Below are 5,228 nucleotides of genomic sequence, written 5' to 3' on the forward strand. Positions count from 1 at the left end.
GGCCACCCGCGGCTTCACCACCACCGAATTCACCGAAGTCGCCGACATCATCGCCGGGGCACTCCAACCCACCATCGACACCGAGGCGCTGCGCGACCGCGTCGAGGCGCTCACCCGCAAGTTCCCGCTGTACCCGAACCTGAACGGAGGGCTCTGATGTCGCCGCGCACACCCGGTGCAGACCTGCCCGAGCACCCGGATCGGCTCTGGAGCTCCCCGGACCCGAGGCGCTCCTACGACGTGGTGATCGTCGGTGGCGGCGGGCACGGGCTCGCCACCGCCTACTACCTCGCCGTCAACCACGGCATCACCAACGTCGCGGTGCTGGAGAGCGGCTGGCTCGCGGGCGGGAACATGGCCCGCAACACCACGATCATCCGCTCCAACTACCTGTGGGACGAGAGCGCCGGGCTCTACGAGCACGCGCTGAAGCTGTGGGAAGGGCTCGAAGAAGCGCTGGACTACCCGCTGCTGTTCTCCCAGCGCGGCGTGCTGAACCTGGCGCACTCGCTGCAGGAGGTCCGCGACAGCGTTCGCCGCGTCGAGGCGAACAAGCTCAACGGCGTCGACGCCGAATGGCTGGATCCCGCGCAGGTCAAGGAGATCTGCCCGATCCTGAACACCTCCGAGGACCTCCGCTACCCGGTGCACGGCGGCACCTGGCAGCCGCGGGCCGGCATCGCCAAGCACGACCACGTCGCCTGGGGCTTCGCCCGCGCGCTGGACCGGATGGGCGTGGACCTGGTGCAGAACTGCCAGGTCACCGGATTCGAGACCGTCGGCGACCGGGTCGTCGGCGTCGAGACCACCCGCGGGAACATCCGCGCGGGCAAGGTCGCGCTGGCCGCCGCGGGCAGCACCTCGGTGCTCGCCGACACCATCGGGCTGCGGCTGCCGATCCAGAGCCACCCGCTGCAGGCGCTCGTGTCCGAACTGCTCGAACCCGTGCACCCCACGGTGGTCATGTCCAACGCCGTGCACGTCTACGTCAGCCAGGCGCACAAGGGAGAACTGGTCCTCGGCGCCGGCATCGACGCCTACAACTCCTACGGGCAGCGCGGCGCGTTCCACACCATCGAACGCGAGCTCACCGCGGCCGTCGAACTGTTCCCGATCTTCGCGCGGGCGCACGTGCTGCGCACCTGGGCCGGGATCGTGGACGTCACCCCCGACGCCTCCGCGATCATGGGCCGCACCCCGTTCGACGGCCTGTACGTCAACTGCGGCTGGGGCACCGGCGGGTTCAAGGCCACGCCCGGTGTCGGCTGGTGCTACGCGCACACCATCGCCCACGACGAACCGCACCCGCTCAACGCGCCCTTCGGGCTGGAGCGGTTCACCACCGGAGCCCTCGTCGACGAGCACGGCGCCGCGGGCGTCGCGCACTGAACGGAGTCCGCACATGCTGCTGATCCCCTGCCCGTGGTGCGGGCCGCGGAACGAGACCGAATTCCACTACGGCGGTCAAGCCGACGTCCGCTACCCGGACGACCCGCAGTCGGTGTCCGATGAGGACTGGGCGCGATTCCTGTTCTACCGCGCCAATCCGAAGGGCGTGTTCACCGAGCGCTGGTCGCACCACGCCGGTTGCCGGCGCTGGTTCACCGTGCAGCGCGACACCACCACCAACGAGATCCACCCCGACGGCGCGACGAGGACGGTGACCAGGTGAGCAACGAGTTCAGGACCGCCGACGGGGGGCGCATCGACCGCCGCCGGCCCGTCCGGTTCCGCTTCGACGGCCAGGACTACGAAGGCCGCGAAGGCGACACCCTCGCCTCCGCGCTGCTGGCCAACGGCGTGCACCAGATCTCCACCAGCATCAAGTACGGGCGCCCCCGCGGCATCATGGCCGCCGGGCCGGAAGACCCGAACGCCCTGGTGCAGATCGAGAAGCCGTTCCCGGAACCGATGCTGACCGCCACCACCGTCGAACTCGTCGACGGCCTGGAAGCCACCTCCATCCCCGGCCAAGGACGGCTGTCGGACGAACCCGACCCGGCCCGCTACGACGCGATGCACGCGCACTGCGACGTGCTCGTCGTCGGCGCCGGACCGGCCGGGCTGGCCGCCGCGCTGACCGCGGCCCGCAGCGGGGCGCGGGTGATCGTCGCCGACGCCGACACCGAGTTCGGCGGCGCCCTGCTCGGCAGCGGCGAAGAGCTCGACCGCAAGCCCGGCACCGACTGGGTGCGCCGCGCCGTCGCCGAACTCGAATCGCTGCCGGAGGTGCGCACCCTCCCGCGCACCACCGTCTTCGGGCACTACGAGGACGGCTACTTCGTGGCCGTGCAGCACCGCGGCGACGACGCGCCCAGCCGCCAGCGCATCTGGCGCATCCGGGCCCGCGAGACCGTGCTGGCCACCGGGGCGCACGAACGGCCCGTGGTGTTCACCGGCAACGACCGGCCCGGCACCATGCTCGCCGCGTCCGCCCGCAGCTACCTGCACCGCTACGGCGTGCTGCCCGGCACGCGGGCCGTCGTGTTCACCACCAACGACAGCGCCTACGCGGCCGCGATCGACCTGCACGACGCCGGGGTGGAGATCGCCGCCATCGTCGACGTGCGCGACGTGGTGCCCACCTACTGGGCCTCGCTGTGCGTGGAGCGCGGCATCACGATCCGCCCGGACGCCGCCGTCGTCGGCACCTCCGGCGTCGGCCGGGTCGTCAGCGCGCACCTCGCCGGGCTGCGCTCCGACGAGCACCAGCCGGTGACCGTCCGCCAAGTGGTGCGCTGCGACCTGCTGCTGGTCTCCGGCGGCTGGAACCCGGCGGTGCACCTGCAAGCCCAGGGCCGCGGCGGGGTGCGCTACTCGGAGCGGATCGGCGGGTACGTGCCCGAGGAGGACCTGCGCTCCGTGCGGTCGGCCGGTGCCTGCGCCGGCGTGTTCGGCACCGGCGATTGCCTGCGCACCGGTGCCGAAGCGGGCGGAGCCGCGGCGCGCGCCGCCGGGTTCGACGCCGTGGCGCCCGAACTGCCCGCGGCGAAGAACCCGCCGGTGCTGGCCGGGCGCACCACCTGGCTGCTGCCCAGCCCCGCCGACTCCGAAGGCGCCAACCAGTTCGTCGACCTCGCGCGGGACGCCACCGTCGCCGACATCCGCAAGGCCGTCGGCGCCGGGCTCGACTCGGTGGAGCACGTCAAGCGGTTCACCACCATCGGCACCGCGCACGACCAGGGCAAGACCTCCGGCACCCTCACCTCCGGCATCATCGCGCAGCTGCTCGGGCGGGAACCGTCCCGCACCACCACGTTCCGCGCCCCCTACACGCCGGTCGCGTTCGCCGCCCTCGCCGGGCGCGACCGCGGCGACCTCTACGACCCGGTGCGGGTCACCGCGATGCACGACTGGCACGTGCAGCGCGGGGCGCCGTTCGAGAACGTGGGGCAGTGGAAGCGGCCCTGGTACTACCCGCGGCCCGGGGAGGACATGGAGACCGCGGTGCTGCGGGAGTGCGCGGCGGTGCGTTCCGGGGTCGGCATGCAGGACGTGTCCACCCTCGGCAAGATCGACGTGCAGGGGCCGGACGCCGCCGCGTTCCTCGACCTCGTCTACACCAACAAGATGAGCACGCTCAAGGTCGGCCGCATCCGGTACGGGCTGATGTGCACCGCGGACGGCATGGTCTTCGACGACGGCACCGTGATGCGCACCGGCGAGCAGCGGTACCTCCTCTCCACCACCTCCGGTGGCGCGGCCGGCGTGCTGGACTGGCTGGAGGAATGGCTGCAGACCGAGTGGCCGCAGCTGCGGGTGCACCTGACCTCGGTCACCGAGCAGTGGGCCACCATCGCGCTCGCCGGGCCGAAGTCCCGCGAAGTCCTCGCCCGGGTGGCCACCGGGCTGGAGCTGGACAACGACGCGTTCCCCTTCATGTCCTGGCAGGACGGCGTCGTCGCGGGCAGGAGGGCGCGGGTGTGCCGGATCAGCTTCTCCGGCGAGCTCGCCTTCGAGATCAACGTGCCCTGGTGGTACGGCCGCGAGGTGTGGGAAGCCCTGCACGAAGCCGGCCGCCCCTTCGACATCACCCCGTACGGCACCGAGACGATGCACGTGCTGCGCGCGGAGAAGGGCTTCCCGATCGTCGGGCAGGACACCGACGGCACCGTCACCCCGCACGACCTCGGCATGAGCTGGGCGGTGTCGAAGAAGAAGGACGACTTCCTCGGCATGCGCTCCTTCGCCCGCGCCGACAACGCCCGGCCGGACCGCAAGCACCTCGTCGGCCTGCGACCGCAGGACGAATCCCTGGTGCTGCCGGAAGGGTCGCAGCTGGTGGCGAGCGAGGTGCTGCCCGCCCCACCGGTGCCGATGCTGGGCCACGTCACCTCCAGCTACCGCAGCGCGGTGCTCGGCGGCGGGTTCAGCCTGGCGCTGGTGAAGGGCGGGCGGGACCGCATCGGCGACACCGTCTACAGCCCGCTCGACGGCCGGCTGGTCCCGCTCACGGTCACCGAACCCGTCTTCTACGACAAGGAAGGAGCGCGCCGCGATGGCTGAGCCCTACGGAGAGTCCCCGTTGGCGACCCGGGCGGAGGCGCTCGCCGCGCGGTCCGGGCCGGACGCCGTGCACATCACCGAGGTGCCGTTCAAGGCGCAGATCACGCTGCGGGTGGACCCGAAGGGGTCCGGCGCGGAGCGGATCGGCACCGCGATCCACGCGATGCTGCCGAACCAGCCCGGCGAGGTGGTGCACGCCGAAGGAGCGCTGGTCCTCGGCCTCGGCCCGGACGAATGGCTGCTGATCGGACCGGAAGGCGCCGCCGAGTCCATTTCGGACACGTTGACCACCGCGCTCGACGGCGATCACGGCGCGGTGGTGGACGTGTCCGCGCACCGCACCATCCTGGAGGTTTCCGGGCCGCACGCCCGGGACTTGCTGAACATGGGCTGCGCGCTGGACCTGCATCCGCGCGGCTTCGCGACCGGCCGGTGCGCGCAGACGCTGCTGGCGCGGGCCGCCGTCGTGCTGGTGTGCCGGGACGCGGCGCTGCCCACCTACTGGCTGATCGTGCGTTCGTCGTTCGCGCGGTACGTCGCGGACTGGCTCATCGACGCCGCCGGCGAATACGGCTGGTGACAACCGAATCCTGCAGGATTTCCCCACGTCTGAACTGGAGCTCTGGATGACCGAAGTGCGCGGCGTCGTGGCGACCGGCAAGGGAGCGCCGGTCGAGGTCGTCGACATCATCGTCCCCGATCCGGGTCCGGGTGAGGCGGTG

Annotated in this window: 4 protein-coding genes; all 4 read left to right on the top strand. The window is 71.8% G+C overall.

The window, feature by feature from the left end:
• The first annotated feature begins 156 nt into the window (after nucleotides 1–156).
• From LCD31_RS28030 to LCD31_RS28045, 4 genes are read left to right on the top strand one after another with little or no spacing between them, the layout of a single operon-like run.
• Nucleotides 157–1,389, top strand: coding sequence for a sarcosine oxidase subunit beta family protein (locus tag LCD31_RS28030; RefSeq protein ID WP_224963071.1), 1,233 nt, complete (start codon nucleotides 157–159; stop codon nucleotides 1,387–1,389).
• A 13-nt stretch (nucleotides 1,390–1,402) separates the two neighbouring features.
• Complete coding sequence (locus LCD31_RS28035; RefSeq protein WP_224963073.1) at nucleotides 1,403–1,672, top strand: sarcosine oxidase subunit delta; 270 nt, start codon at nucleotides 1,403–1,405, stop codon at nucleotides 1,670–1,672.
• A complete protein-coding gene (locus tag LCD31_RS28040) occupies nucleotides 1,669–4,506 on the top strand; it encodes a 2Fe-2S iron-sulfur cluster-binding protein (protein WP_224963075.1) in 2,838 nt (945 codons plus the stop codon). Before LCD31_RS28035 ends, LCD31_RS28040 begins: the two co-directional genes overlap by 4 nt.
• Complete coding sequence (locus LCD31_RS28045; protein ID WP_224963077.1) at nucleotides 4,499–5,086, top strand: sarcosine oxidase subunit gamma; 588 nt, start codon at nucleotides 4,499–4,501, stop codon at nucleotides 5,084–5,086. Before LCD31_RS28040 ends, LCD31_RS28045 begins: the two co-directional genes overlap by 8 nt.
• Nucleotides 5,087–5,228 lie beyond the last annotated feature (142 nt).

The sequence above is a fragment of the Saccharopolyspora sp. 6M genome, from assembly GCF_020176775.1.
In the GTDB taxonomy this organism is placed as follows: domain Bacteria; phylum Actinomycetota; class Actinomycetes; order Mycobacteriales; family Pseudonocardiaceae; genus Saccharopolyspora_C; species Saccharopolyspora_C gregorii.